The sequence below is a fragment of the Komagataeibacter saccharivorans genome, assembly GCF_003207825.1.
Taxonomy (GTDB): Bacteria; Pseudomonadota; Alphaproteobacteria; order Acetobacterales; family Acetobacteraceae; genus Komagataeibacter; species Komagataeibacter saccharivorans.
The window spans coordinates 268,166-293,069 of record NZ_NKTY01000001.1 but is presented as its reverse complement, the minus strand read 5'-3'; the positions used below and the strand labels follow the sequence as shown (position 1 = coordinate 293,069).

Genomic DNA, 24,904 nt, shown 5'->3' with positions numbered 1-24,904 from the left:
CTTATATTTGCAACTATCGCGGGCATCTTGTGGCGATGATATGCCCCATGACGGAAGGCTGGCGATATGCAAGGCTGGGCTTCCACCTTCCATGCAAGCAGGAGAATCCCGATGAAGCAGATTGCACTGGTAACCGGTGCCACCGCCGGATTGGGCAAGGCGATTGCGGAACGCCTTATCCACGATGGCTACCGCGTGATCGCAACTGGCCGCAGGCAGGAACGTCTTGATGAATTGGCGGGGCAGCTTGGCCCGGACCTGCTTCCCTTCCGTCTCGACATGGATGACGCGGCGGCCATCGCGGCCCTGCCGGGCAGCCTGCCCGATGGCTGGCGCGATGTGGACGTTCTGGTCAACAACGCCGGTCTGGCGCTGGGCATGGAAAAGGCGCAGGACGCCGACATTGCCAACTGGCAGGGCATGATTTCCACCAACGTGACGGGCATGGTCGAACTGACCCGCGTGCTGCTGCCCGGCATGGTGGCGCGTGACAGGGGGCATGTCATCTCGCTGGGCAGTACGGCGGGCATCTATCCCTATACCGGCGGGAATGTGTATGGCGCGACCAAGGCGTTCGTGCGCCAGTTCATGCGTAACCTGCGCTGCGACCTGCTGGGCCATAACGTGCGGGCAACCAATCTGGAGCCGGGCATGTGCGGTGGCAGCGAATTCAGCAATGTCCGCCTGCGTGACGATGCGAAGGCCGCCGCCGTCTATGCTGATACAAAGCCGCTTCAGCCTGCCGACATAGCTGAAACCGTTGCATGGGTGCTGTCGCTGCCCCGCCACGTCAATATCAACGAAATAGAACTGATGCCGGTCTGCCAGTCCGCCGGTGGCCTTTCCGTGGCGCGCGGTATGAAGGAATGAGCATGAGTGGCAAGGATATCGGCAAAAAGCTGGCCCGTCGTTTCGCGGTCCATAACGGGCATGATTTTTCCCTGTCCGCCTGTCCCACGCGTGCTGCGGAAGCATTCGGTCTGGACAAGAAAACCGGCAAGCAACTGCTGAAGGCGCGGGTGCGCGAACTTACGCGGCTACAGGCCCTGCTGTACGCCAACAATACATGGTCGGTGCTGGTTGTGCTGCAGGCACTCGACGCGGGCGGCAAGGACGGCGTGATCAAGCACGTCATGTCCGGCGTCAACCCGCAGGGCGTCAGTGTCACGTCGTTCAAGCAGCCCGGCCCGGTCGAACTGGCGCACGGCTATCTGTGGCGGGAACATCTGGCGGCCCCGTCCGCGGGCCGGATCGGTATTTTCAACCGCAGTCATTATGAGGAAGTGCTGGTCACGCGCGTCCATCCCGAACTGCTGGATCACGAATGCCTGCCGCCAACCCTGCGCAAGCAGGACAGTTTCTGGGAAAACCGGTACCAGGACATCAGCCATTTCGAGCAGTACATGGCCCGGCAGGGCACAATCGTACTGAAATTCTTCCTGCATCTGTCCAAGGAAGAACAGCGCCAGCGTTTCCTGCGCCGGATCGACCATCGCTCTCGCAACTGGAAATTCTCCCCCGCCGATATCCATGAACGTCAGTACTGGGATGACTACCAGCGCGCCTATGAAGACGCGATCCGGCGTACCGCCCATCCTGACGCGCCGTGGTTTGTCGTACCCGCCGACCAGAAATGGTTTGAACGGCTGGTCGTGATCGAAGTCATGATTGATGCACTGGAAAAGCTGCATCTGAAGATGCCCGCATCCGATCCCGCCATGGAAGCGGAGATGAAAAAGGCCCGCCAGAAGCTTCTGGCCGAAGCGCCGGACAACAGGCAGGGCGCACTTCATTGACGCGCGCCGCTGTGCCCCGCAAAACGGTGCCATCTGACATACAGGATGGAGAACGGGTGTGATGGTGGCACGGTGGCGAACAGGTGGGGCGATAGGTCTGGCGATGGCGCTCGCGCTGCAGGCAGGATTCGCCCCATCCGCCGATGCGCGGAGTCGTGAAAGGTCACGGCAGACCGAAATGCCCGATGTCGGTTCCGTGCCATCCACCTGCGATGACGCCAGATTCCTGTCCGATGTGGAAGCCGCGGAAAGCACGACGGGCCGTCATCCCGACCGGGTCGAGCATGTCTGTGGGCGCGTGATCGCGGTATCGACCGCTAAACGGACCCGCAGCGGCTGGCACGGGTATTTCTATGTCGATGTAGGACATGGCGTATCCATCCGCATCGTGTCTGATCTGGACCGCATGACGGCACCGTCATGGCCATGGGGCGCCAAGGGCGATCAGGCCGATGTGCTGGGACGTTATTATTATGACAGCCCACGCAGTCAGGGTATCGACTGGACCCACCACGGCACGGGGCGCAACTGGCCCGTTGAAGGCTATGTGATCGTCAACGGCACGCGTTACCAGTAAAAGCCAGCCTTGGGGATGGCCGGGAAACCATCAGGAAACACAGATTATTTCCGGCACTCCCATAGGGGGATGCGCAGTCAGGCCCGCGGACCCAGCAGGATGACCGCAGCCCCCAGCAGGCAGATTGCCGCCCCGCCCATATCCCAGCGGTCAGGCGGCAGTCCTTCCACCAGCCATGACCAGATCAGGCTGGCGGCAATATAGACACCACCATAAATGGCATAGGCCCGCCCTGCATTATCCGCCGGGCTGAATGTCAGCAGCCACGCGAACAGCACCAGCGACAGGCAGCCCGGCAACAGCACCAGTGGCGAACGGCCAAGGCGCATCCACGCCCAGAAACAGAAACAGCCGCAGATTTCGGCAAAGGCGGCGGGGATGTAGATAGTGGCGGTCAGCATGGATTCCCTTATGGCCCGAACAGGGGATTATACAAAAACAGGGGCCATTTCTGGCCCCTGTTCCTGTTCGGTGTTCAATAATGGCAGAAGTGCTTAGTCAGCGGCTTCTTCTTCGCGGGTGCTGTCGCCTTCGTCACCTTCCGTAGCGGCGTTTTCCGCCTGGGAGATGTATTCGAAATCCAGCTTCCCGTCCTTGAGCGTGATCTTGGCGACCCCGCCCTTGGTCAGCTTGCCGAACAGCAGTTCTTCCGCCAGTGGCTTCTTGATGTGTTCCTGAATGACGCGGCCCAGGGGGCGTGCGCCATACAGGCGGTCGTAGCCACGTTCCGCCAGCCATTCCCGCGCGGCCGACGAAATCTCGATCATCACGTTCCGGTCCGCCAGCTGGGCTTCAAGCTGGAAGATGAACTTCTCCACCACGCGGTCCACCACTTCGGGCGACAGGTTGGCGAAGGGAATGATCGCATCAAGCCGGTTACGGAATTCGGGCGTGAAGATGCGCTTGATCGCATCCTCGTCGTCCCCTTCGCGGGAGGTGCGGCCAAAACCGATCGCCTCCTTGCTCAGGTCCGCAGCGCCTGCGTTGGTCGTCATGATCAGGACCACGTTACGGAAGTCCACCGTCTTGCCGTTATGGTCGGTCAGCCGCCCGTGATCCATCACCTGCAGCAGCACGTTATACAGGTCCTGATGCGCCTTCTCGATTTCATCAAGCAGCAGGACCGCATGCGGGTGCTGGTCGATGGCGTCCGTCAGCAGGCCACCCTGATCGAAGCCGACATAACCCGGTGGCGCACCAATCAGCCGTGAAATCGAATGTCGCTCCATGTATTCCGACATGTCGAAACGGATCAGTTCGATACCCAGCGTGCTGGCAAGCTGCTTGGCCACTTCCGTCTTGCCGACACCCGTAGGGCCGGAGAACAGGTAGTTGCCAATGGGCTTTTCCGGGTCGCGCAGTCCGGCGCGGGACAGCTTGATCGCAGCGGTAAGCGCCTCGATCGCCTTGTCCTGCCCATAAACCATGCCCTTGAGGTCGCGTTCGAGCGAACGCAGCGTTTCCTTGTCATCCGTCGAAACGCTCTTGGGCGGAATACGCGCAATCTTTGCGACGATGTCCTCCACGTCCTTCAGCGTGACCGTCTTGCGGCGGCGGTTTTCAGGCACCAGCATGCGCGATGCACCAACCTCGTCAATCACGTCGATGGCCTTGTCGGGCAGCTTGCGGTCATGGATGTATTTGGCGGACAGTTCCACCGCACCCCGGATCGCATCATCGGTGTAGCGCACCTTGTGGTGCTTTTCGTAATTGACCTTCAGCCCGCGCAGGATCTTGACCGCATCATCGACCGAGGGTTCCGCCACATCGATTTTCTGGAACCGGCGTACCAGTGCGCGGTCCTTTTCGAAATGCTGGCGGTATTCCTTGTACGTGGTCGAACCCATGCAGCGCAGCGTGCCTGCCGCAAGGGCGGGCTTGAGCAGGTTGGACGCATCCATCGCCCCGCCCGATGTCGCACCTGCGCCGATGACGGTATGGATTTCATCGATGAACAGGATGCTGCCGGGGTTGTTGTCCAGTTCGGTCACGACCGCTTTCAGCCGTTCCTCGAAATCACCGCGGTAGCGCGTTCCCGCCAGCAATGCGCCCATGTCCAGCGAGTAGATCGTGGAATGGAGCAGCACTTCCGGCACGTCACCTTCGACAATGCGCTTGGCCAGCCCTTCGGCAATGGCGGTCTTGCCCACACCCGGATCACCCACATAGAGCGGGTTGTTCTTGGTGCGGCGGCACAGGATCTGGATCGTGCGCTCGATTTCGGAGTCGCGGCCGATCAGGGGATCGACCTTGCCGTCCTGCGCCTTCTCGTTAAGGTTGGTGCAGTAGGTGGACAGCGCATCCTGGCTTTTCTGCCCGGTCTTGCCGCGTTCCTCGTTTTCACTGCCTTCGGGCGTGCTGCCCGCGACGGGACGGCGCGTGGAGCGGTCCGGCGCCTTGGCGATGCCGTGGGAAATGAAGTTGACCGCATCCAGCCGCGTCATGTCCTGCAACTGCAGGAAATAGACGGCGTGGCTTTCCCGTTCGGCGAACAGGGCCACCAGAACGTTCGCGCCCGTCACCTCATCACGCCCGGTCGACTGGACGTGGATCGCGGCGCGCTGGATCACGCGCTGGAAGGCGGCGGTGGGCTTGGGGTCGACCGTACGGTCGGCGGCGAGTCCCGCAAGGTCCTTGTCAAGGAAGTCTGTCAGGTCGGTGCGCAGCTTGGCCAGATCCACGCCACAGGCGCGGAATACCGTCACGGCATCCGGATCATCAATCAGCGCGAGGAGGAGGTGCTCAAGCGTTGCATATTCATGCCGGCGGTCGCCAGCCAATGTCAGCGCACGGTGAAGCGTCTGTTCAAGATTACGTGACAACATGCCGAGACGCTCCTTTTTCCAGAGGGGCCACCCGGGCCCCGGAGATCATAACCGGTAAGTCAGGACAATCCTTGCCCTGTTGCGGTGGAAATGCCAGCACAAAATGCCATGGAACGCGACCGGATCGCGACGGGGGCTGTATGATGCGCTTGTCCGTGGGGGTCAGTCCTTCTCGATGGTGCATTGCAGCGGGTGCTGGTTCTGGCGGGCCAGATCCATCACCTGTGTTACTTTGGTTTCGGCAACCTCATACGTAAAGACCCCGCACACACCCACACCGCGTTTGTGAACATGCAGCATGATGTCTGTCGCCTCCTCGCGGTTTTTCTGGAAAAAGCGTTCCAGAACATGCACCACGAATTCCATCGGGGTATAATCATCGTTCAGCATCAGCACCTTGTACATCGCCGGCTTGCGGGTCTGTGGTCGGGTGCGGATGACAACATCGATCATGCCATCATCGTTTCCGGGCGGGGAATCCTGTCCGCCATTACGGCGCGGTGGCGTGTTGCCGCCGTGTCCGCATGGACGGAGGCTTTCCGTGCGGCCATGCGGCACGGGGCGGGGCAGGGAGGATCGGGCGATAGCAGACATGACAGTTACCATATTGGAACTTGGCCGCTGGTTGAAAGGGGCGCGTGGCCCCGGACGGGAGGAATTTTTATGTCCCGTTCCTGGGGCACGCCGTCACCGTGTTGTCGCACAACATCATAAATACGCTCTGGACGAATAGAAAACCTTTCTTTTAGTATGGTTGCAGCCAAGCAACCCATGAATGGATGGAGGGATGCCGGATAACTACCGTGCATTCGGAAACCGTATGATGATTATTGCACGCGCAGGTTTCGCCATCCCATGAGCCGCCTTTCCATGACCCGTTTTTCCCGCCTGAAGGTTGCATGCACCGTCGGGCTTTCCGTTGGACTTGGGGGCATGCACGCGGCCCACGCCCAGTATGTCGGCCAGATGAGCACCATCGTGGTCGATGCGAAATCCGGGGCGGTGCTGTCCCAGCAGGACCCCGACCTGCGGCGTTATCCCGCCAGCCTTACAAAGCTTATGACGCTCTACCTTACTTTCAAGGCCGTGCGGACAGGGCAGGTTACGCTGGATCAGGTCATGCCGGTTTCGGCCCATGCGGCGTCGATGGAACCGTCCAAGCTGGGGCTGCGGCCCGGTTCGCACCTGACGGTGGAACAGGGCGTGCTGGCGCTGGTGACCAAGTCCGCCAATGATGCCGCCTGTGCGCTGGGTGAATTCCTCGGCGGGGGGGATGAAACCCGTTTCGCCGCGATGATGACGCGCGAAGCCGGTCGGCTTGGCATGTATGACACCGTATTCCGCAATGCATCCGGCCTGCCGAATCCGGAACAGATGACATCGGCGCGGGATCTTGCGGTTCTGGCGCGGCACCTGATCGTCGATTACGGCGAATATTATCATTACTTTGCGGTGCCCGGCTTCTACTTTCATGGGCGGACCGTGCCCAATCACGACCCCATGCTGGGTGCCTATCCCGGGGCCGACGGCCTCAAGACGGGCTATACGGACGAAGCGGGGCATAACCTTGTCACCTCCGCCGTGCGGGACAATGTCCGCCTGATCGGGGTGGTCATGGGCGCGCCGTCCAATAATCGCCGTAACAAGATGATGGCCGACCTGCTGGACCAGAGCTTCCAGGCGGAAGGCGTGGCCCCCGTTGCCCGGCCTGTCACCCGTCCGCTTCTGCTGGCGCGCGCCAGCAGCCATGCGGTGGCGACGCACCATGGTATTCAGGGCCTGAGGCTGGCTTCCGCCCGTCTGCATGGCGGCGGTGCGGATCAGGTGGCGGAAGCGCCGGCCATTCCCGCATCCTTCACGCGCTTCCGGCGCGGGCATGCCACCACCACGGCGACGGCGCATGCGCGCGTGCATCTGGTGGGGATGGGGCATGTAGCCCATACCACGCATGTCCATGCGAAGGCGCGAAGCTGACATCGGCTACCGGGCGCTGTATAGGAACCCCATTATCTATCCGGCGCGGCTGGTTTGCGGTTCAGGCAGGTTCCTGTCGTGCATTCATGACCGCTGGCGGGTGGTCATGTGTCGAGTACAGGAAAGGATGACGGCATGGAAGGCGATATGCAGGGCGGCGGGGTAAAGATCCACGCGCCGGAGGATTTTGCCGGTATGCGCGCGGCGGGCCAGCTTGCGGCCCGTACGCTGGACATGATCACCCCGCATGTGCGTGAGGGTGTGACCACGGGCGAACTGGACCGGTTGATCCATGATTTCATGATCGCCAATGGCTCGGTTCCGGCAACGCTGGGCTATCGCGGCTATCCGGCGTCAAGCTGCATCTCGATCAATCATGTGGTGTGCCATGGCATTCCCGGCGACCGGGCGCTGAAGGACGGGGACATCCTGAACATCGACGTGACCGTCATCCTTGATGGCTGGTACGGCGATACCAGCCGGATGTACACGGTTGGCAATGTCTCCCTGAAAGCCCAGAAACTGATCGAGGCGACATATCAGTCACTGATGCTGTCCATCGATGCGGTCCGGCCCGGCGCGACGCTGGGCGATATCGGTCATGTCATTCAGACCTATGCGCAGGCGCGGCGTTTTTCCGTGGTGCGGGATTTCTGCGGTCATGGAATCGGGCGGACCTTCCACGCCGCCCCGAACGTGCTGCATTATGGCCGCCCCGGCGAAGGGCTGGTGCTGCGTCCGGGCATGTTCTTCACCATCGAACCGATGCTCAATATCGGGCGTCCGGATGTAAAGATCCTTGACGATGGGTGGACAGCCGTCACCCGCGACCGCTCCCTGTCAGCCCAGTTCGAACACATGCTGGGCGTGACGGAAGACGGGTGCGAGGTCTTTACCCTTTCTCCTGCCGGGTTTACCTGCCCGCCCTATCCCGCAGCGGCGTAAGGGTCTTCCCCTGTCTGCAGGAGCGTAAAAACACGAAGGGAGCTTCCATGCCTTTTTCCCGTGGCCTGCGGTACCGTGCCGTCCTTTTCTCGTGCCTCGCCCTGACCTTGCCTGCCGTGGGGCAGGCGGCGACGGACCCGCTGGCATTTGAAACCACGCGCACGGGGCAGGCTGTCGGACTTGCGCCGACGCCGGGCAAGAATGGCATGGTGGTCAGTGCGCAGGATATCGCATCCCGGGTGGGGGCGGACATTCTGGCGCGCGGCGGCAACGCGGTGGATTCGGCTGCGGCCGTCGCCTATGCGCTGGCGGTGGTCTATCCCGCTGCCGGGAACATCGGCGGCGGCGGCTTCATGACGCTGCGCACACCCGACGGGCATGTCACTTTCATTGATTTTCGTGAGCACGCACCGGGGCGTGCCACGCCCACGATGTATCAGGACGCATCGGGACAGGTCATGCCCGGCGCATCCACCGCCGGATGGCGGGCCGTGGCGATTCCCGGCACCGTGGCGGGAATCGAACAGGTGCATGACCGCTGGGGCAGGCTTTCGCGTGCGGATGTCATGGCCCCCGCCATTGCGCTGGCGCGTGACGGCTTCATCCTCAAACAGAGCGACGTCGATCTGCTGAACCTCGCGACTGCATCCTTTGCCCGCGATCCCTATGCGCGCAGGATTTTCCTGCATGCCGATGGCACGCCCCTCGTGGCGGGGGAGCGGTTGGTGCAGGCCGATCTGGCCCATACGCTGGAACGGATCGCGCGGGATGGCGCGCGGGCGTTCTATAATGGACCCATCGCCCGTGAAATCGTCAACAGCAGCAAGAAGGGCGGCGGCATTCTGGCACGAAAGGATTTCGCCAGTTATCGCACGCGCTTCATGGCGCCGCTGACCTGCGAATACCGGGGCTATCATATCGATACGGCTCCCCCGCCCAGCGGCGGTGGTGTGGCGCTGTGCGAAATGCTGAACATCCTGTCCGGCTATGACATGCATGCGCTCGGCCTGCATACCGCAGCCAGCGTGCAGCGTGAGGTGGAGGCCATGCGCCACACCTATGCCGACCGGCAGGAACTGGGCGATCCCGCCTTTGTCAACAATCCGATCCAGCACCTGACCGACCCGGCCTATGCCGGGGAAGTCCGCAAATATATTCCGCTCAACCGCGCGGTTCCTTCCGCCAGCCTGCATCCCGGTAGTGCGCAAGGCGAGAAGGAAGAAACGACCCATTATTCCATCGCTGACAGGGATGGCATGGCTGTCGCCGTGACCTATACCCTCAATGGCTGGTTTGGTTCCGGCGTCGTGGCGGGACGGACCGGTATCATCATGAATGATGAAATGGACGATTTTTCCAGCCGTCCGGGCCAGCCGAACATGTTCGGCATTGTCGGCAGTGCCGCCAACGCCATCGCACCGGGCAAGACACCACTTTCCTCCATGGCGCCAACCATTGTTTCGCGTGATGGCAAGCCGGTTCTGGTCATGGGCAGCCCCGGTGGGTCGCGTATTCCCACCATCGTCCTGTCCGTCCTGCTGGGCGTGGTCGATTACGGGCTGGACGTGCAGCAGGCCGTTGACCTGCCGCGCATCCATGAACAGTGGCAGCCAGATGTGGTGCAGGTGGAACATGGGGCGCTGTCGCCCGCCGTTACGCGCCAGTTGACGCATGAAGGCTACACGATCGAGGAGCATGCCCCGTGGGGACTGGCTGAAACCATCCTCGCCGGTGGGCCGCGCATCGGTAAGGCGGGCGGCATGCGCTATTATGGCGGCGCGGACATGCGCCATCAGTCCGGCGCGGCCGTAGGGGAATAAGGGGCGGGGGTATTTTTTCATCACCCCCTTGTGCATGGGGCGGGTGTATGTGTTAGAACCCGCTCGGGAGATCGGTTGTAGACGGATACCTTGCTAACCTGGTCAGGTCCGGAAGGAAGCAGCCATAGTGAGTTTCGTCCGGGTTATGGCCGGTCTTCCACCCGACAGTTTTCGTGTCGCCGTCGCGCGCCCCGCGTGACTGTCCCTTCTCCAGTCCGGATGCATCAATGACCGTCCCGTCGGATCAGGATCGTTCCGAGGAGGCCGGGTTGCCTGCGCCGCCCGCAGATGGCCCCGGCCTGTTTGGCGACGCACCATCGCCGCCACCGGCAGCCGCTGCCGCCACGCCCTACCGTGTGCTGGCCCGCAAATATCGCCCCACGACATTTGATGACCTGATCGGACAGGAAACCACCGTCCGCATCCTGCGTAACGCCTTTGCGCTGGGCCGTGTGGCGCATGCCTTCATGCTGACGGGCGTGCGCGGCGTGGGCAAGACCACAACGGCCCGGATCATCGCGCGTGCGCTCAACTGCACCGGGCCGGACGGGCAGGGTGGCCCGACGGCCGACCCATGTGGCGTCTGCCCCAACTGCGTGGCCATTCTGGCGGATCGTCACCCCGATGTGCTGGAAATGGACGCCGCATCGCGTACGGGCGTGGACGATGTGCGTGAAATCATCGAGGCAACCCGATTCCGTCCCATGCAGGGGCGGATGAAGGTCTTCATCATCGATGAGGTCCACATGCTCTCGCGCAACGCGTTCAACGCGCTGCTCAAGACGCTGGAAGAACCGCCCGCGCAGGTCACTTTCATTTTTGCGACCACCGAACTGCGCAAGGTGCCGGTCACGGTCCTGTCGCGTTGCCAGACCTTTGCCCTGCGCCGCGTGCCGCAGGTGGCGCTTGCCGCACATTTCGACCGCATAGCGCAGGCCGAGAACGTCCGTTTCACGCCCGATGCCCTGTCGCTGATCGCGCGCGCGGCGGACGGATCGGTGCGTGATGGCCTGTCGCTGCTGGATCAGGCCATAGCCCAGGGCACGCTGGATGGGGAAGGCGGCACGGATGCAGCCCCCATCGGCATGGATCTTGTGGCCGACATGCTCGGACTGGCTGATCGCGGGCTGATATTCGACCTGCTTGATGCCGTGCTGGAAGGAAAGCCCGAGCGCGCGCTGGAAATCACCACCGATGTATATGAACGCGGCGGCGATCTGGGCGTAATGCTGGGTGATGTACTGGAACTGGTGCATACGATTTCGCGCATCAAGGCGATTCCGGCCCTGCGGGATAATCCCGACCTGCCGGAAGCAGAACGTCAGCGCGGCGCCGCACTGGCCGAACGTGTGCCTGTTCCGGTTCTGGGCCGGACATGGCAGATGCTGCTGAAGGGCCTTGCGGAAGTCGAACAGGCGCCCGACCGCAGGCAGGCGGCTGAAATGATCCTGATCCGACTGTGTTACGTGGCCGACCTGCCGTCACCGGGCGATCTGGTGCGCCGGATCATGGGGCAGGACGCGGCAGCGGCCCCCGTGCAGGTTTCCGCGGCCCTCCCGAATGCTTCCGTGAACGGACAGGGCGCGCAGGGTAGCGGGGCCATATCGGGTGGCCGTGATGGAGACCGCGAAATCCGCATGGTCGCCAATGGTGGCATGCGCGTTGAAGGCACGCCGCATCCGGTACCGGAAGTGGGACGTGCGGAAATCGTGCAGCCCGAACCCGAACAGGTAACCGCGCCGCGTACATGGCGCGAGGCCGTGGCCTTTGTGTCCGGTCGTGACGCCATGCTGCATGGACATCTGCGTCACGCCACGCATCTGGTCTCCTTCGCGCCACCGCTGGTTACGATCCGGGTCGAACGCAACAGCCTGCCCGGCCTTGCCCGGCGTCTGGAAACCGTGCTGCGCGAAGGAACCGGCGATCCGGCATGGCAGGTCCGCCAGTCCGAGGAGGAAGGCGAGGCCACACTGGCCGAACAGGGGGCGGAGATCATCCAGCTTCACCGTGCGGCGGCGCAGGCCCATCCGCTGGTGCAGGCCGCGATGCAGGTCTTCCCCACTGCGCGACTGGGGGAGGTCACGGACCATGCCCTTGATGATTACGGTCTGCCACCCGAAGAAATGGTGTCCCAGACACTGGCGCCCGATCTCGAATTCGCCCCTCTCGATGCCGATCTGGTAGAAGAGGACGATCTGGACACAGATGATTTTGCCTGAGGAGAGAAACAGAACATGAAAAATCTTGCCGGTCTGATGAAGCAGGCCTCCCAGATGCAGGCCCGCATGGAAGAAATGCAGGCCAAGCTTGAAGGCATGACGATCGAAGGCAGTGCGGGCGCGGGCATGGTCACCATCACCATGAACGGTAAGGGCGACATGAAGTCCATTCATATCGACCCCAAGCTGGCTGACCCGACGGAAATGGAAATGCTGCAGGACCTGATCCTTGCTGCCAGCGCCGACGCCCGCAAGAAGCTCGATACCACCGCCAGTGAGGAAATGAAGAAGGTCACCGGCGGTCTGAACCTGCCCGGCGGGATGAAATTCCCGTTCTGATCTTTTGCATGCAGCACAGGAATGGACGGTAGGGCATGAGCGGCAGGGGCGAAATCGACCGGCTTGTGACCCTGCTCGGTCGCCTGCCGGGGCTGGGGCCACGTTCGGCCCGCCGTGCGGCGCTGGCGCTCCTGCGCCAGCCACAGGCGCGCATGCTGCCACTGGCCGATGCGCTGGCGCAGGCCGCGCATGCGGTACGCACCTGCTCACATTGCGGTAATCTGGATACGTCCGACCCCTGCGCCATCTGCGTCGATCCGTCACGTGACGAGGGGCTGGTCTGCGTGGTGGAAAATGTGGGCGACCTGTGGGCGCTGGAACGCGCCGGGGTGCATCGCGGCGTCTATCAGGTTCTGGGGGGCACGCTGTCGGCGCTGTCCGGCACCGGGCCGGATGACCTGAATGTTCAGCCCCTGCTTGACCGTATTGCCGCAGGTGGCGTGCGTGAGGTCATTCTGGCGTTGGGTGCGACGGTGGAAGGGGCGACGACCATGCACTGGCTGCATGAACGGCTGGCCCGTTTTGACGTAAGGATCAGCCGGGTGGGGCAGGGCGTACCGGTCGGGGGCGCGCTGGATGTGCTGGATGACGGCACCCTTGCCGCCGCGATCATGGCGCGCAGGCCAGCATGACCGATCGCATGGTCTGGCCCGTTCCGGCTGACATTCCCCGCGTGGCGCTGGTTACGGGCGGGGCGGCGCGTCTGGGTCGCGCCATCGCGCTGGAACTGGCCCGCGCGGGCTTTGACATCGCCCTCCATTACAACGAATCGGCGCAGGCTGCTGTTGAAACCGCGGCCGAAATTCGTGCCCTGGGACAGAATGCAGGCCTGTTTCAGGCCGATCTGGCGTCCGAACCGTCGGTATGCGCGCTCATGCCCGAAGTGACGCGCAGCATGGGCACCGTGGGCGTGCTGGTGAACAATGCCAGCCTGTTCCAGCGCGATGAATGGGACAGCGCCACCCGTGAAGGGTGGGATGCCCATATCGAACCCAATACCCGTGCGCCCTTCGTGCTGATGCAGGCTTTTGCCCGCCAGCCTGCCCCACCGGCGGCGGGAATGGTGCTGAACATGCTGGATGAGCGGGTCTGGTCACTGACCCCGCATTTTGTCAGCTATACGGTCTCGAAAGCCGCGTTATGGACGCTGACGCAGACCATGGCGCTGGCGCTGGCGCCCCATCATATTCGCGTGAACGCCATTGGTCCCGGTCCCGTCCTGCCCACGCCACGGCAGAGTGCGGACCAGTTCGCCCGGCAGTGTGCTTCCGTGCCGCTAGGGTATGTCGCCACCCCGGACGAGATCGCGCGCGCGGCGCTGTCGCTGCTCTGCCTGCCTTCCGTCACGGGGCAGATGCTCGCCCTTGATGGCGGCCAGCACATGCAATGGTCGCCGGCGCCACCCCGGACCTGACCACCCAAACCAACGGAAACCGCCATGTTCGTGCTGCCTCCATGGAATGAACCCGAACCGCTGCGCTGCCTGTTCGTGCGCAACATGGTGCTGGATGCCCATATCGGCGTGTTCGAGCATGAACAGGGCGTGACCCAGCGCATCCGCGTCAACGTGGCTTTCGGTGTTGCCGATGATGTGACGCAGGCGGTGGGCGCGGACGATCTGGAGCGCACCGTATCATATGAACGTGTGGTGCTGCTGATCCGTGAACTGGTGGCGCAGGGCCATGTTGCGCTGGTGGAAACACTGGCCGAGCGAATCGCGCAGGGCGTGCTGGCGGACAGGCGCGTGCGCATAACCCGCGTGCGGGTCGAGAAACTGGATATTTTTGACGATGCCGAATCGGTCGGCGTCGAGATCGAGCGCCGTAACCCCGCCGCCTGATGCAAAACGGCCCGGGACATGCCCGGGCCGGATCGGTCAGTTGTCGTGGTCTTCCTTGTCGGTCTTCACGTCGATATCGGCGCTGCTGATGTCGTCATCGTCGTCATCATCAAGCCCCGCATCGTCGGGCAGGACCGCATCCGCGTCTTCATCCGCGTCGGTGTCCAGATCGACGTCCACGTCGTTGTCGAGGGCGTCATCCCCGGCCTTGGCCTTGGATTCGGGAATGATTTCAGCCGGGCGGCGCACGCGGGGCGCTTCCACGGGCTGTTCCGCACCACATTTCGGGCAGACGGCCGGATTCTTGTTCAGATCGTAGAAACGGGCGCTGCAGGAGACACAGACACGTTTGGTGCCGAGGTTGGGCTGGGCCATCTTGAACCTGTCGATCCTGTTGTAATGATGAAGGAAGCCACAATAGCGGGACGTGGCGAAAGGCGCAGCCCCATGCCAGTTTGTGCGTATAATGTCAAACGCCGGGCGGACGCCACCCCACAATCATGCCGATCTGCGATTGACTTTGCCACCCGGAATACGGAATGGGATGCGTTATGAAAACCGATCATGCCCCATCTTCCGTCCGCGCGCTGACGGTTCATGCCCCGCGCGCGCCCCTGTCAGGTTCGATCCATGTGCCCGGTGACAAATCGATCAGCCACCGCGCCCTGATGTTTGCGGCCCTCGCACGTGGTACGACCCATATCACCGGCCTTCTGGAAGGCGAGGACGTGCTGCGCACCGCTGACGCCATGCGCGCGCTTGGCGCCGACATCATCCGCGACGGCGTGGGCGAGTGGACGGTAAAGGGCTGCGGGCTGGATGGTCTGCGCGAACCCGATGATGTGCTGGACATGGGCAATTCCGGCACCGCCGCGCGCCTGCTGTCGGGTATTCTGGCCAGCCATGGCTTCACATCCGTCATGACGGGGGACGCCAGCCTGCGTGGTCGCCCCATGAAGCGGGTCATGGACCCGCTGGCCGCAACGGGCGCCGTTTTCCTGTCACGTCAGGGCGGTCGCCTGCCGCTGGCCATTCAGGGCAATGGTGATCCCGCCCCGCTGTCCTACCGTCTGCCGGTGGCGTCCGCTCAGGTGAAATCTGCCGTGCTGCTGGCCGGACTGAACGCCGTGGGTGAGACGCGGGTGGAAGAACCCGTCGCGACTCGTGACCATACCGAAAACATGCTGCGTCATTTCGGGGCCACCGTGCGGGTGGAGCCAATGGGCGCGGGCGGTCGGGTCATCACCCTTCAGGGGCGGCCGGAACTGGTGGCGCAGGATATCGTGGTGCCGGGCGATCCGTCCTCGGCGGCGTTCGTGCTGGTCGCGGGCCTGCTGGTGCCGGGATCGAAGGTGGTCGTGCAGGGCGTCGGCCTCAACCCGCTGCGCACGGGCCTGTTCACGTCACTGCGGGAAATGGGTGCCGATCTGGCGATCAGCAATGAACGCGTGGAAGGTGGCGAGCCTGTGGGGGACATCACCGTCACGGCGGGCACGCTTCATGGCGTGGACGTGCCTGCCACGCGCGCGCCGTCCATGATTGACGAATATCCGGTTCTGGCGGTTGCGGCGGCCCATGCAACGGGGCAGTCGCGCTTTCGCGGGCTGGAGGAACTGCGCGTGAAGGAAAGCGACCGTCTTGCCGCGACCGTCGCCCTGCTGGAAGCCAACGGCGTGAAGGTGGATGTGGTGGGTGATGACATGATCGTGCATGGCACGGGCGGGGCCATCCCCGGTGGCGGTCTGGTACGGACCCGCATGGACCATCGCCTTGCCATGAGCGCGATTGTCATGGGGCTTGCCGCCAGCAGCCCGGTAAGCGTGGATGATACGGCGTTTATTGATACCAGCTTCCCCGGTTTCGTGGCACTGATGAACAGCATCGGCGCCGGGCTTGCGGCATGACGCGCCGCCTTGTCATAGCGGTTGACGGTCCTGCCGCGGCAGGAAAGGGCACCCTTGCGCGGCGGCTGGCGCAGGCGCTGGACCTGCCTTACCTTGATACCGGGCTGCTTTACCGCGCGACCGGACGGCGGATGATCGACGCCGGTCTCGACCCGCAGCACGCCCCGGCGGAGACATTTGCCGCCAGCGTCGGTCTGGAGGACCTCAGCCGCACCGACCTGCGCGTGCCGGAAGTGGACCGTGCAGCCAGCCTTGTCGCCGCCCAGCCCGCCGTGCGCCGTGTGCTGGTTGACGTGCAGCGCCGCTTTGCCGGTGAACACGGGGCCGTGCTGGACGGGCGTGACATCGGCACCGTCATTTTCCCCGATGCCACGGTGAAGCTGTTCATTACCGCTTCGGCCCGCACGCGCGCCGAACGGCGGTGGGAACAGCTTGCCAGCGATCCCCATGCGCCGGACCGGGCGGAGCAGATCGCCCGCGTGGAACAGGAAATCGTGGCACGCGACGCGGCGGACTCCAGCCGTAGCACCGCCCCCCTGCGCATGGCCGATGATGCAGTGCGTATCGAAACCGACACGCTTGACGCCGATGAAGTACTGGCCGAGGCCCTGCGGATCGTGGCGCGCATGACGCGCTAGGGCGCTTTTGTGCGGGAACTATCTGTCCTGCTCATGGTTTTTATTGACATGCGCCATCCATAGGGTGTCTGTGCACACCGGTATATGCCCCGCGCGTACGCGTGCCGGGGCATGACGTTCATTCACTGGCCATCAGGCGGGCCGCGACCGTGTCGCGGCACATGCGCCGGGCAAGCCGTTCCCAATATATCCCGCGCATGCGGGGCGGTCGGGGGCGCAGGATTGTCCACATGCCCCATCGGGGTGAATGTGGTTACAGGATTTACGAGTAGCCCATGGCTTCAGCCACAACACAGCCCGTCGCCGATTATAAGGGTGGCGAGGACTTTGCCTCCCTTCTTGAGGAAACTCTCGGTCGGGATTCCGCATTTGACGGTTCCGTTGTCACGGGTCGCGTCGTCCGCCTGACGGATGAATACGCGATCGTCGATGTCGGCCTGAAAAGCGAAGGGCGCGTCGCCCTGAAGGAATTCGGTCCGCCGGGCGTATCCCCCGACGTCAAGCCGGGTGACGTTATCGAACTGTTCGTCGAGCGGTACGAAGATCGTGACGGGTCCATCGTCCTGTCGCGTGAAAAGGCCCGCCGCGAGGAAGCCTGGTCGAACCTTGAAAAGGCGTTCGAAGGCAACCAGCGCGTCAACGGCACCATCTATGGCCGCGTCAAGGGTGGCTTCACCGTCGATCTGGGCGGTGCGATGGCGTTCCTGCCCGGTAGCCAGGTCGATATCCGCCCCGTGCGCGATGTGACCCCGCTGATGGGCGTGCCGCAGCCGTTCCAGATCCTGAAGATGGATCGTGCGCGTGGCAACATCGTCGTCTCGCGTCGTGCGGTTCTGGAAGAGACCCGTGCGGAACAGCGCAGCGAGCTGATCCAGGGCCTGAAGGAAGGCATGATCCTCGACGGCGTGGTCAAGAACATCACCGATTACGGTGCGTTCGTGGACCTCGGCGGCGTCGATGGCCTGCTGCATGTGACCGACATTGCATGGAAGCGCATCAACCACCCGTCCGAAGCACTGCAGATTGGCCAGCCCGTCCGCGTGCAGGTCATCCGCTTCAACCCCGACACGCAGCGTATCTCGCTGGGCATGAAGCAGCTTGAAGCTGACCCGTGGGAAAACGTGGCGATCAAGTACCCGCCGGGTGCGCGCTACTCCGGTCGCGTCACGAACATCACCGATTACGGTGCATTCGTGGAACTGGAGCCGGGCGTCGAAGGTCTGGTGCACGTTTCCGAAATGTCCTGGACGAAGAAGAACGTCCATCCGGGCAAGATCGTCGCCACTTCGCAGGAAGTCGATGTGATGGTTCTGGATGTGGACAGCGCGAAGCGCCGCATCTCGCTGGGCCTGAAGCAGGTGCAGCGCAACCCGTGGGAGCAGTTCGCCGAGGAGCACAAGGTTGGTTCCGTGGTGGAAGGCGAGATCCGCAACATCACCGAATTCGGCCTGTTCATCGGCCTGTCCGCGGACATCGACGGCATGGTTCACATGTCCGACCTGTCCTGGGACGAGGCGGGCGAAGTCGCCATGAGCCACTACGAGAAGGGCCAGGTCGTAAAGGCCAAGGTTCTGGATGTGGACGTGGAGAAGGAGCGTATCTCGCTCGGTATCAAGCAGCTTCAGGAAGATCCCGCTGCTGACACCCTGAGCAAGGTGCAGAAGGGTGCGATCGTGACCTGCATCGTGACTGCTGTTCAGGCGAACGGCATCGAGGTGAAGGTTGACGACGTTCTGACCGGCTTCATCCGCCGTGCGGAACTGGCCCGTGACAAGGCTGACCAGCGTCCGGAGCGTTTCGCCGTTGGTGAACGCGTCGATGCGAAGATCGTCTCGGTTGACCGCGCCGCGCGCAAGCTGGCCCTGACCATCCGCGGCCGTGAGGTCGAGGAAGACAAGCAGGCGATCTCTGACTACGGTTCGTCCGATAGCGGTGCATCGCTGGGTGACATCCTGGGTGCCGCGATCCGTCGCCGTAACGCCGAGGGCTGATCCTGCCGCACGCCCCGGCCCGCCTGCGCGGGTTGGGGTATGCGCACGGAAAGGGGGCAATGCAGAAATGCATTGCCCCCTTTTTTATACGTATATTTTCCAGTCTGTTGCCCCTGCCACCTTATGGGTAACAGACCCATGGCACGACAGCCTGCGCTCATCCACGCGATGCAGGGGCCTGACCCATGTGCCGGTTTCAGCTTTTCTGATTACAGGGAACATGTTCTGTCAGACGATACACGCATGCGATATTGCTGACCGTACAGTCAGGCATCTGTCCTGAAACATCCAGAGAACATAAGGGAGTTTCTGGTAAAGCTTTTTTCAGAAAGCTTTGGAAGACGTTGCCTTTTTTAAAGGCGACATCCCAAATTCATGCCGTCGCATAACGCCGCGCAGCAGGCACCCATACCGTGTGCAGGCGTCCTGCTGGCAGCGTCTGCTGCGGGGTATTGCGAACCTGTCGTCGCGCGAAAAAAAGAAGCCCCGCCCCGGAAAGCCGGAACAGGGACCGTTTTCCGGCGCGTTACGGTGTGGTTTCCGGTCCCTTCACGATTTCCGCCAGATCGGCGGGCCGTATCCATTTACGGAAGGCATCGCGTATCGCATTGGCATCCAGCGTGTAATACGCCTGCGCTGCAATATCATTCTGGTTCAGGGGCAGGCCCAGATCGCTGAAATGCAGGTAAGATGCGGCAATGGTGTCAAGGCTGGCCGATTGCAGGGCCAGTCCACGCAACATGCCCGCACGGGCCATGGTCAGTTCGTCCTCGTTCACAGGCTGGGTCTGCATTGCCCTGATATCGCGCAGGGCGGCTTCACGGGCTGCGGCAATCCTGTCCGGGTCGGCCCCGAAGGAAATGCTGTAGGCGCTGCGGTTGCGCCGCCATGTCAGATTGCTACGCACGGTATAGACATAACCCGTGCGGACCCGCAGGTCGCGGTACAGGCGGGATGAGAAGCCGGAACCCAGAATCTCGTTGCCCAGGCTGAGCGCGAAATGCTCCGGATTGGCGACCGTCAGCCCAAGGCTTTCCGGCAGGGAAACGGAAGCCTGCGTGCTGGACGGGTCGGGGACGTGTGTCTCGCTCATATGGCTGTCGGGACGGGATGGCAGATCGACAACCGGGGTCGGTCCCGTCGCGTGCCATGCGCCAAAGGTGCGGCTGATCGCCCTGTATGCGGCATCGGGTGTGATGTCGCCGGTAATGACGATTGTTGTCAGGTCAGGCCGATAGGCGGACGCCCAGAAGGCGCGGCAGTCCGCCAGTGTCAGCTTCATGACCCGTTTCGGGTCGGGCTGGCGCAGCGACGGGTCCCCCGATGGGGAGATGGCGGCCTGCATCGCATGGCTGAACAGGTAGCCCGGTGAATGCAGCAGGCCGGACAGGGAGGCCGCCGTGTTGGCCCGCACGACCTTGAATGCCGGTTCGGGCAGGGCCGGATGCAGTTCGTTTTCAGCCAGCAGGTCCAGACCCCGCGCGAAATCGGGTGTCAGGACGCTCAGGCTGAAATCCGCCCCGGCACTTTCGGTTGCGGCAATATCATCAAACGCCTTCTGCAGTCCGATCCGGTCATGGCTTGTGCTGCCGTAATGGAACAGTTCATCGGTAATATCGGCGATGCCTTCCTTGCCGGGCGGTTCCTGCATGTCCTCATTCTGGCGAATGGTGCCATACAGGCTGATGGTGTGGCTGACGGATGCAGGACGCACGATCAGCCGCAATCCGTTCGGCAGGGTGAAGGAAGCTGGCTGCGGCGATGGTTCGGGCGGGCGTAGCGCAAGCAGGCTGTCACTGGCCCATTGCGGCAGGGAAACGGCATGATCCGGCATGCTGGCGAAGGATTCCGATCCACCAAACCCCTTGTCAGTGGTCGGATGGCCCCCGTCGCGCGGGGTCAGGATGGCGGTAATGGATTGCTGCGGGTCAAGTACCTGACGGGCCAGTCGGTTCACGTCCTCCGGTGTTACGGCGGCGAAGGCGCTGGCTTCATCATCGGGGGACTGTAATCCCATGACCGCCTGCGCTTCCGACCAGCTTTCAGCCAGACCGGAAATGCTGTTGGCGGCGAAACCCAACTGCGCCAGTTCCTTGCGTTTGGCTGCGTCCACCAGATCGGCTGGCACGCCATTTTCACGCAGCGTATGCAGGATATTCTGCATGCGGGCCTGTAGCGGGGCAGGCGCGCCATCCTTTGGGAAGGCCGCGATGGCGATACCGATTCCCGCATCCGCCTTGGTTATGAAATCGAAGCTGGCCAGCAACGCATGGCCCTGGGGCACAAGGTCGTATAGCGCGCCGCGCTGGCTGGACAGCACATCGGACAGAATCCGGGCGGCTGCGTAATCATGGCTGTTCTGTCCCGGCATGCGGCTGGCGATGGCGACCAGCCCGATGGGGTAATCGGTGGGGAAATGCAGCGTCTGCGCATGGACGGGGCCGGGATGGATTTCGGGGCGGGGCGGCAGTTTGCGTGCCGGAATCCCCGCGAATGTCGTGCGGACCAGTTCCAGCGTGGATGTGGGGTCTACCGCGCCGGTTATGACCAGAATCGCATTATTGGGCGCGTACCAGTTCCGGTAGAACCGGCGCAGCATGGCGGTATCGGTCCTGTCGAAGGATGCACGGCTGCCCAGCGCATCATGTTCATACGGGGTGCCTGCGAACAGGATGGACTGCAACCGGGCCAGATAGACATAACCGGGGCTGGACATATCGCGCGAGACTTCCTGCTCGATCGCGCCGCGTTCATGTGTCCAGTCTTCTGCGGCCAGTGTCAGGCCATTCATGCGCAGGGCTTCGATATGCAGCAGCACGTCAAGGTTTTCCGCCGGGGCGGTATAGAAAAACTGCGTCACGTTTTCCGTGGTATCGGCATTATAACTGCCGCCAAGCCGCGCGCCGATGGCGGCAAGCTGGTCACGGTCCAGCCCGTGGCTGCCACGGAACATCATATGTTCCAGCGCATGCGCCGTGCCGGGAAAGCCCGCCGGAGCGGCTGCGGAACCGGCAAGGTAATTGATCTGGGTGCTGACCACCGGGGCCAGCCGGTCCGGCACGATCACCACGCGTAGTCCGTTGGGCAGCGTGGCCTGTAATGGCATTTCCGGCTGGATCAGGGCGGGAACGGGGGCGGGCCGGGTTGCATGTGCCATGGGGGCCATGGCGCCTCCCAGACCTGTGCCACATAACAGAAGGGAGAGGCTTACGACCTTGAAAAACTGACGTGCTATCATATCACAAGATTACGCTGCTTTGAGCGTGCCGACCAGTTCACGCGCTCGCCCCTGTGTCGCAAAGGATGGAAACATGACATCTGGCCCCCTCGAAACCAGTGGCATGCGTGCCCGTGTCCGCCATGTCATGGATACGGCAATTGATAAGGCCCGACTGGTCGGCGCGGTGGTGCTGGTTGCGGTAGAGGGCGAGGTTGTGGTGGCGGAAGCCGCCGGCCTTGCGGACCGTGAAGCAGGCCGCCCGATGCAGGTGGATACGCTGTTCCGCCTTGCGTCCCTGACCAAGCCGGTTGTTACGGCTGTCTGCCTTGCGCTGGCGGAAGAAGGGCTGGTGGACCTGCACGCCCCGGTCAGGCGCTACCTGCCACAATTCCGGCCCTGCCTGCCCGATGGTGGCCCCTGCGATATTACGCTGCATCAGTTACTGACCCATACCAGTGGACTGGGCTACGGGTTTTCCCTGCCGCGCGACGACAATCCCTATACCCGTGCGGGTGTATCGGATGGAATCGCGGAACCGGGGCTGTCGCTGGCGGATAATATGGCCCGTCTGGCCTCGGTCCCGCTTCTGTTTCCGCCCGGTCAGGGCTGGTGCTATTCGCTGGGGCTGGATGTCATTGGCGCGGTGATTGAACAGGTATCCGGGCAGTCCCTGCCTGCTGCGGTCCAGCATCATGTGGGGCGCGTGCTGTCATGGCGGGAGAGTGGCTTTACGGTCCGGACACCTGAAACCCTTGCCGCGTGCTATGCTGATGCGCGACCTGTTCCCATCCGCATGGGTGCTGAATATGTCCTGTCCCGCATACTGCCCGATGGCGGGGTGGGCGAAATCCGTTTCGCGCCCGACCGTATTCTCAACCCGCACTCCTACCCATCCGGTGGCGCGGGCATGGTGGGTACGGCCCACGAATTCCTTGCCTTCATCGATACCGTGCGCAGCGGCGGGGATGGTATCCTTTCGCCTGCCTCCGCCATGCTGTTCGGGCACAACGCCATAGGCGATCTGGATATGGGACCGCAGACACGGGGGCGTCGTTTTGGCTATGGCGGCGCAGTCATAACCGACCCTGATGCCGCGCGTACGCCGCTAGGCGCGGGCAGCTTCACATGGGGCGGCGTATACGGCCATCAATGGGTGGTGGACCGTTCGCGTGGCCTGAGTATTGTGATGCTGAGCAATACGGCGCTGGCCGGTATGGCCGGAACTTATCCCGATGCGGTTGTCGCCGCCGTCTGTGCCGGGTAAGGCATGGCCCCATGCGGCACGGATACGAAGATACTGGGAACTGTCATGTCATTTGGTGAACGCGTCAACCAGTTCGATGCCTGGCTTCTGGACCGGATTTTTCAGCCTTTTGCCGATGCGCTGCCTGAACGCCTGCCTGCGATGGAAGTGGGCATGAGCTTTCAGGTGGGGTCCATCGTGCTGTCGGCCGCGTCCATATCCGCCCTGCTGGTACTGGAAGGCATGACGCTGGATAACGTGATAACCAACCTGCTCGGCTGGTTTTTCGAGGTCATATTCTATATCGGCATTCACCGCCTGCGCGGCATGGTCCGCCCCGGTTACCAGAACCCGTTGCGGGTCATGCTGGCGGGGATGCGGCCCATTTCCATTCCCTTTGCGGTCTATGCCTTCTATCAGGCCCTGACGGCGGAACGGGTTTACGAACTCGCCCTGTGGTTCAATTCCCTGTCCCAGCTTGTATTCGTGGCGGGAATCTATCTGATTTCGTGCAACATGCCGCCGCCGGGACACCGGGCGCGCCAGACCTTCGGGCGCGGACCGCTACCGAACGAAATCGGCTGACAGGCAGCAGCCGTGGATCAGAAGTCCACGCATCTTCCCTTGACCGTCCAGTCGCCGTAGCGGGTTGGCTCCGGTCCCTTGGGGCCGCCGATTTCATCGGGTTCCGCCGGCTGTTTCAGCAGGGCGGCTTCCTTTGCGGCCTCATCGGATTCAGCGGTGGGTGCGGGGGTGGGGATCTTGTCCTTGCTCATGCCCGGCATTTTCCGCCCGGACGCGGATGGCTGGCAAGCTGAAAAGCCTGCCATGCCATGCGGGTAGCGCGTTATTGATGTTCGGACTGCGCGATACGCTGCTGCACCGTCATCCGCCACGGCGCATCCGCCGGGGCAGCGTCAAGCGCGCGGCGGTAGAGATCCGCCGTTTCAGCCGAAATATGGCCACCATCCGCCATCATCTGGGCTTCGGCGGCACGGGCTGCCACTTCGGGGTCGAAGCGCTGTTCTATGGCGCTGCGCCAGGCCTGGGCGGCGGCGGCGTAGTGGTCGCGGCCCGCTTCGGCCTGACCCAGCAGCACATAACCCTGAAACAGGCTGGGATCGCCCGGCGGGATCTGTTTCAACTGCTCGCGCAGGCGGTCGATGATCGCGTCGTTGCGATGATCTTCCTTCTGGATGGCGGCAAGACGCGGGGCAAGGGGCTGCGCGGGCAGGGACGGGTGCCCGACCGTCAGGTAGAGCGCGATCGCCGCAACCGGCAGCCCGATCAGGGCCGCGGCAATGGCGCCAGTGGATGCCCCTTTGCGCGCGACAAAGGCGGGCAGGGTGTCCGTACCCAGCAGGCGGCGCTGGATTTCCAGCCGCGCGCTGTCATGTTCGGATGGGGCGATCATCCCTTCCACCAGGTCACGTTCCAGTTCCGCAAGCTGGGCCTGATGCAGCGCAAGGGCGGTTTCGCGTTCATCGCGCAGCAGGGTGGCGCGACGGAACGACAGCAGGGCAGGCAGCAGCGCGATCACGCCAAGCAGGCAGATACCAATCCAGATCATCTC

The 24,904-nt window shown here is 62.9% G+C and carries 23 protein-coding genes and 1 other RNA gene; 17 read left to right on the top strand and 7 right to left on the bottom strand.

The features are described from left to right. Positions 1-111 precede the first annotated feature (111 nt). From CFR79_RS01400 to CFR79_RS01390, 3 genes are all read left to right on the top strand, one after another. The gene (locus tag CFR79_RS01400; RefSeq protein ID WP_110546631.1) at positions 112-870 is read left to right on the top strand and encodes an SDR family NAD(P)-dependent oxidoreductase; all 759 of its coding nucleotides are present in this window, start codon (positions 112-114) and stop codon (positions 868-870) included. Between the two features lie 2 nt (positions 871-872). Further along, positions 873-1,796, top strand: a complete 924-nt coding sequence (locus tag CFR79_RS01395; RefSeq protein WP_408884551.1) for a polyphosphate kinase 2 family protein — start codon at positions 873-875, stop codon at positions 1,794-1,796. 178 nt (positions 1,797-1,974) lie between these two features. Further along, on the top strand, positions 1,975-2,373 hold the full coding sequence (locus tag CFR79_RS01390) for a hypothetical protein (RefSeq protein WP_258373355.1): 399 nt from the start codon (positions 1,975-1,977) through the stop codon (positions 2,371-2,373). A gap of 77 nt (positions 2,374-2,450) precedes the next feature. On the opposite strand, the gene CFR79_RS01385 is transcribed toward CFR79_RS01390, so the two are convergent. From CFR79_RS01385 to clpS, 3 genes are all read right to left on the bottom strand, one after another. Next, positions 2,451-2,774 carry a YnfA family protein gene (locus CFR79_RS01385; protein ID WP_102323118.1) on the bottom strand — a complete coding sequence of 108 codons (324 nt, stop codon included), beginning with the start codon at positions 2,772-2,774 and terminating at the stop codon, positions 2,451-2,453. A gap of 93 nt (positions 2,775-2,867) precedes the next feature. Beyond that, positions 2,868-5,198 carry an ATP-dependent Clp protease ATP-binding subunit ClpA gene (clpA, locus tag CFR79_RS01380; protein ID WP_102323119.1) on the bottom strand — a complete coding sequence of 777 codons (2,331 nt, stop codon included), beginning with the start codon at positions 5,196-5,198 and terminating at the stop codon, positions 2,868-2,870. A 162-nt stretch (positions 5,199-5,360) separates the two neighbouring features. Then, complete coding sequence (gene clpS / locus CFR79_RS01375) at positions 5,361-5,792, bottom strand: ATP-dependent Clp protease adapter ClpS (RefSeq protein WP_243705329.1); 432 nt, start codon at positions 5,790-5,792, stop codon at positions 5,361-5,363. Positions 5,793-6,053: 261 nt separating this feature from the next. On the opposite strand from clpS, the gene CFR79_RS01370 reads away from it, so the two are divergent. The 9 genes from CFR79_RS01370 (at position 6,054) to folB (ending at position 14,335) form a co-directional block, all read left to right on the top strand. Beyond that, positions 6,054-7,172, top strand: a complete 1,119-nt coding sequence (locus tag CFR79_RS01370; RefSeq protein ID WP_102323120.1) for a D-alanyl-D-alanine carboxypeptidase family protein — start codon at positions 6,054-6,056, stop codon at positions 7,170-7,172. 135 nt (positions 7,173-7,307) lie between these two features. Continuing rightward, positions 7,308-8,117: a type I methionyl aminopeptidase gene (gene map, locus CFR79_RS01365; RefSeq protein ID WP_110546624.1), complete on the top strand. Its 810-nt coding sequence runs from the start codon at positions 7,308-7,310 to the stop codon at positions 8,115-8,117. A gap of 47 nt (positions 8,118-8,164) precedes the next feature. Then, positions 8,165-9,937 (top strand): gamma-glutamyltransferase, encoded by a 1,773-nt coding sequence (ggt, locus tag CFR79_RS01360; RefSeq protein WP_110546622.1) that lies wholly within the window; start codon positions 8,165-8,167, stop codon positions 9,935-9,937. Positions 9,938-10,003: 66 nt separating this feature from the next. Further along, positions 10,004-10,098, top strand: an RNA gene (ffs, locus tag CFR79_RS01355) — signal recognition particle sRNA small type. A gap of 66 nt (positions 10,099-10,164) precedes the next feature. After that, positions 10,165-12,156: a DNA polymerase III subunit gamma/tau gene (locus tag CFR79_RS01350; protein ID WP_110546619.1), complete on the top strand. Its 1,992-nt coding sequence runs from the start codon at positions 10,165-10,167 to the stop codon at positions 12,154-12,156. Between the two features lie 15 nt (positions 12,157-12,171). Then, positions 12,172-12,495, top strand: coding sequence for a YbaB/EbfC family nucleoid-associated protein (locus CFR79_RS01345; protein ID WP_102323124.1), 324 nt, complete (start codon positions 12,172-12,174; stop codon positions 12,493-12,495). 35 nt (positions 12,496-12,530) lie between these two features. Beyond that, on the top strand, positions 12,531-13,127 hold the full coding sequence (gene recR, locus CFR79_RS01340; RefSeq protein ID WP_110546616.1) for a recombination mediator RecR: 597 nt from the start codon (positions 12,531-12,533) through the stop codon (positions 13,125-13,127). Further along, a complete protein-coding gene (locus CFR79_RS01335; protein WP_110546614.1) occupies positions 13,124-13,909 on the top strand; it encodes an SDR family oxidoreductase in 786 nt (261 codons plus the stop codon). Before recR ends, CFR79_RS01335 begins: the two co-directional genes overlap by 4 nt. A gap of 24 nt (positions 13,910-13,933) precedes the next feature. Further along, positions 13,934-14,335 (top strand): dihydroneopterin aldolase, encoded by a 402-nt coding sequence (folB, locus tag CFR79_RS01330; protein WP_110546611.1) that lies wholly within the window; start codon positions 13,934-13,936, stop codon positions 14,333-14,335. 36 nt (positions 14,336-14,371) lie between these two features. Here folB and CFR79_RS01325 read toward each other — a convergent pair whose 3' ends face one another. After that, complete coding sequence (locus CFR79_RS01325) at positions 14,372-14,710, bottom strand: TIGR02300 family protein (protein WP_162900446.1); 339 nt, start codon at positions 14,708-14,710, stop codon at positions 14,372-14,374. Between the two features lie 176 nt (positions 14,711-14,886). On the opposite strand from CFR79_RS01325, the gene aroA reads away from it, so the two are divergent. The 3 genes from aroA (at position 14,887) to rpsA (ending at position 18,868) form a co-directional block, all read left to right on the top strand. After that, positions 14,887-16,239, top strand: a complete 1,353-nt coding sequence (gene aroA, locus CFR79_RS01320; RefSeq protein WP_110546608.1) for a 3-phosphoshikimate 1-carboxyvinyltransferase — start codon at positions 14,887-14,889, stop codon at positions 16,237-16,239. Next, entirely contained in the window at positions 16,236-16,877 is a 642-nt protein-coding gene (gene cmk / locus CFR79_RS01315; RefSeq protein ID WP_102323130.1) for a (d)CMP kinase, read from the top strand. Before aroA ends, cmk begins: the two co-directional genes overlap by 4 nt. A 275-nt stretch (positions 16,878-17,152) precedes the next feature. Then, the gene (rpsA, locus tag CFR79_RS01310) at positions 17,153-18,868 is read left to right on the top strand and encodes a 30S ribosomal protein S1 (protein WP_102323131.1); all 1,716 of its coding nucleotides are present in this window, start codon (positions 17,153-17,155) and stop codon (positions 18,866-18,868) included. 526 nt (positions 18,869-19,394) lie between these two features. Here the strand turns inward: rpsA and CFR79_RS01305 are convergent. Continuing rightward, positions 19,395-22,106 carry a M16 family metallopeptidase gene (locus CFR79_RS01305; RefSeq protein WP_110546606.1) on the bottom strand — a complete coding sequence of 904 codons (2,712 nt, stop codon included), beginning with the start codon at positions 22,104-22,106 and terminating at the stop codon, positions 19,395-19,397. 73 nt (positions 22,107-22,179) lie between these two features. Between CFR79_RS01305 and CFR79_RS01300 the strand changes: the two genes are divergently transcribed. Continuing rightward, a complete protein-coding gene (locus CFR79_RS01300) occupies positions 22,180-23,352 on the top strand; it encodes a serine hydrolase domain-containing protein (protein WP_110546604.1) in 1,173 nt (390 codons plus the stop codon). 45 nt (positions 23,353-23,397) lie between these two features. Next, positions 23,398-23,916 (top strand): hypothetical protein, encoded by a 519-nt coding sequence (locus CFR79_RS01295; RefSeq protein WP_102324136.1) that lies wholly within the window; start codon positions 23,398-23,400, stop codon positions 23,914-23,916. A 17-nt stretch (positions 23,917-23,933) separates the two neighbouring features. Here the strand turns inward: CFR79_RS01295 and CFR79_RS01290 are convergent, their stop codons facing one another. Then, a complete protein-coding gene (locus CFR79_RS01290) occupies positions 23,934-24,107 on the bottom strand; it encodes a DUF1674 domain-containing protein (protein ID WP_110546601.1) in 174 nt (57 codons plus the stop codon). 71 nt (positions 24,108-24,178) lie between these two features. Then, positions 24,179-24,901, bottom strand: a complete 723-nt coding sequence (gene ccmI, locus CFR79_RS01285) for a c-type cytochrome biogenesis protein CcmI (protein ID WP_102323134.1) — start codon at positions 24,899-24,901, stop codon at positions 24,179-24,181. Between the last annotated feature and the right edge of the window lie 3 nt (positions 24,902-24,904).

Coding starts and splice junctions, on each gene's coding strand:
- CFR79_RS01400 (WP_110546631.1), top strand. CDS start 112: ATGAAGCAGATTGCACTGGTAACCGGTGCCACCGCCGGATTGGGCAAG.
- CFR79_RS01395 (WP_408884551.1), top strand. CDS start 873: ATGAGTGGCAAGGATATCGGCAAAAAGCTGGCCCGTCGTTTCGCGGTC.
- CFR79_RS01390 (WP_258373355.1), top strand. CDS start 1,975: ATGCCCGATGTCGGTTCCGTGCCATCCACCTGCGATGACGCCAGATTC.
- CFR79_RS01385 (WP_102323118.1), bottom strand. CDS start 2,774: ATGCTGACCGCCACTATCTACATCCCCGCCGCCTTTGCCGAAATCTGC.
- clpA (WP_102323119.1), bottom strand. CDS start 5,198: ATGTTGTCACGTAATCTTGAACAGACGCTTCACCGTGCGCTGACATTG.
- clpS (WP_243705329.1), bottom strand. CDS start 5,792: ATGTCTGCTATCGCCCGATCCTCCCTGCCCCGCCCCGTGCCGCATGGC.
- CFR79_RS01370 (WP_102323120.1), top strand. CDS start 6,054: ATGAGCCGCCTTTCCATGACCCGTTTTTCCCGCCTGAAGGTTGCATGC.
- map (WP_110546624.1), top strand. CDS start 7,308: ATGGAAGGCGATATGCAGGGCGGCGGGGTAAAGATCCACGCGCCGGAG.
- ggt (WP_110546622.1), top strand. CDS start 8,165: ATGCCTTTTTCCCGTGGCCTGCGGTACCGTGCCGTCCTTTTCTCGTGC.
- CFR79_RS01350 (WP_110546619.1), top strand. CDS start 10,165: ATGACCGTCCCGTCGGATCAGGATCGTTCCGAGGAGGCCGGGTTGCCT.
- CFR79_RS01345 (WP_102323124.1), top strand. CDS start 12,172: ATGAAAAATCTTGCCGGTCTGATGAAGCAGGCCTCCCAGATGCAGGCC.
- recR (WP_110546616.1), top strand. CDS start 12,531: ATGAGCGGCAGGGGCGAAATCGACCGGCTTGTGACCCTGCTCGGTCGC.
- CFR79_RS01335 (WP_110546614.1), top strand. CDS start 13,124: ATGACCGATCGCATGGTCTGGCCCGTTCCGGCTGACATTCCCCGCGTG.
- folB (WP_110546611.1), top strand. CDS start 13,934: ATGTTCGTGCTGCCTCCATGGAATGAACCCGAACCGCTGCGCTGCCTG.
- CFR79_RS01325 (WP_162900446.1), bottom strand. CDS start 14,710: ATGGCCCAGCCCAACCTCGGCACCAAACGTGTCTGTGTCTCCTGCAGC.
- aroA (WP_110546608.1), top strand. CDS start 14,887: ATGAAAACCGATCATGCCCCATCTTCCGTCCGCGCGCTGACGGTTCAT.
- cmk (WP_102323130.1), top strand. CDS start 16,236: ATGACGCGCCGCCTTGTCATAGCGGTTGACGGTCCTGCCGCGGCAGGA.
- rpsA (WP_102323131.1), top strand. CDS start 17,153: ATGGCTTCAGCCACAACACAGCCCGTCGCCGATTATAAGGGTGGCGAG.
- CFR79_RS01305 (WP_110546606.1), bottom strand. CDS start 22,106: ATGATAGCACGTCAGTTTTTCAAGGTCGTAAGCCTCTCCCTTCTGTTA.
- CFR79_RS01300 (WP_110546604.1), top strand. CDS start 22,180: ATGACATCTGGCCCCCTCGAAACCAGTGGCATGCGTGCCCGTGTCCGC.
- CFR79_RS01295 (WP_102324136.1), top strand. CDS start 23,398: ATGTCATTTGGTGAACGCGTCAACCAGTTCGATGCCTGGCTTCTGGAC.
- CFR79_RS01290 (WP_110546601.1), bottom strand. CDS start 24,107: ATGAGCAAGGACAAGATCCCCACCCCCGCACCCACCGCTGAATCCGAT.
- ccmI (WP_102323134.1), bottom strand. CDS start 24,901: ATGATCTGGATTGGTATCTGCCTGCTTGGCGTGATCGCGCTGCTGCCT.